This window comes from Pontibacterium sp., from assembly GCF_041587635.1.
Lineage (GTDB): Bacteria > Pseudomonadota > Gammaproteobacteria > Pseudomonadales > Balneatricaceae > Pontibacterium.
Genome location: NZ_JBFGYC010000726.1, coordinates 1 through 1,458 on the forward strand (window position 1 = coordinate 1; position 1,458 = coordinate 1,458).

Annotated in this window: 2 protein-coding genes; both read left to right on the forward strand. The window is 52.3% G+C overall.

Annotated features, from left to right (window positions below):
* Positions 1-381 (forward strand): LysR substrate-binding domain-containing protein (locus ABYW01_RS21165; protein WP_372836567.1); only part of this gene is annotated, 381 nt, incomplete at its 5' end.
* A 116-nt stretch (positions 382-497) separates the two neighbouring features.
* Positions 498-1,406 carry a LysR family transcriptional regulator gene (locus ABYW01_RS21170; RefSeq protein WP_193955214.1) on the forward strand — a complete coding sequence of 303 codons (909 nt, stop codon included), beginning with the start codon at positions 498-500 and terminating at the stop codon, positions 1,404-1,406.
* The last annotated feature ends 52 nt before the right edge of the window (positions 1,407-1,458 follow it).

The window sequence follows — 1,458 nt, forward strand, 5'->3', positions numbered from 1 at the left end:
ATGCTGGACGGTCAGTCGATGATCACCCTGCACCCGGATCACATGATCTTTCACGATCTGATGCAGCTGTTCGAGGCCAGTGGGCATCGCATGAATGTGCGTTTGCAAACCCGCTTCTTTATTCCTGCACTGAAATTTGTCGAACGTGGACTGGGAGTATCGGTAGTCGATCCGCTATCTGCCTACAGCTATACCACCTACGCGCAGCCTGGAAAGGTCGTCTTCCGCCGTTTTCAGCCCGATGTGTTCCTGCGGATTGGTTTGATGTTCCCGGCAGATACGCCGGCATCGATGATCACCGTCGAGTTCGCCGAACTGCTACGTAAACGCATTGAAGATGTGGTTGATCATCCAGAGCAGATGCTGGCGTGGGGTGAGTAATCCTCTCTACTCACAGTTGACAGTGAAACGGCGGCGCTCTATGTTCAAACAACACGAAAACGACTACTCATTACATAAGTATTTGCTAAACATTTAGAATTGATCACTGAATCAACATGGCTAAGAAAAGCGAATTCAAAGGGCAGATCAGCGACGTAGACCTGCGTATGCTGCGTATCTACAAAGTGGTGGTCGAGTGCGGCGGCTTCTCTGCCGCCGAGGTTGAACTGAATATCAGCCGTGCCGCCATCAGCATCGCCATGTCAGATCTGGAAAGCCGTTTGGGATTTCGACTCTGCCAGCGCGGGCGTTCGGGGTTTTCGCTGACCGAAGAGGGTCAGCAGATCTACAACTACAGCCTGCAGTTGCTCTCATCAATCGAGGACTTTCGCACGCAGGTGAACACCCTGCACACGCAGCTAAAAGGTGAACTCAACATCGGCATCACCGATAACTTGGTCACCATGCCCAAGATGCTGATCACCAATGCTCTGTCCGAACTGAAACAGCAAGGCCCGGAAGTGATCATCAATATCCGTATGATCCCACCTAACGATATAGAACTGGGTGTGTTGGATGGCAGGCTGCATGTGGGCATTGTGCCTACGCTACGCGCGCTGGCGGGCCTGAACTATCATCCGCTATACGAAGAACGCTCTAAACTCTATTGCTCCCACAACCATCCATTGTTTGACGTTGACGACAGCGAAATAGATTTGAGTGCATGGGACGCGGTTGTCCCCGCGTATGCGCAAACCGCACTGATTAAAGCCTGCCACCAGCAACTCAAAGCCACCGCCACCGCCACCGACCGAGAAGGGATCGCTTTCTTGATCCTCACCGGTCAGTACCTCGGCTACCTGCCGGAACATCTCGCGCACCAGTGGGTCGCTGCTGGAAAAATGCGCGCCATCGATCCTGATAAACATCATTACGAAACCGACTTCTCCGTCATCACCCGCAAAGGTGCCCGCTCCAATCTCGTGTTAGAAACCTATCTTGAGCATCTGATGGGTGAAAGCTAAATGCAGTTTATTGTGTTGGGATTCGCTAACGCTCGTCCCATATATGGTCTCC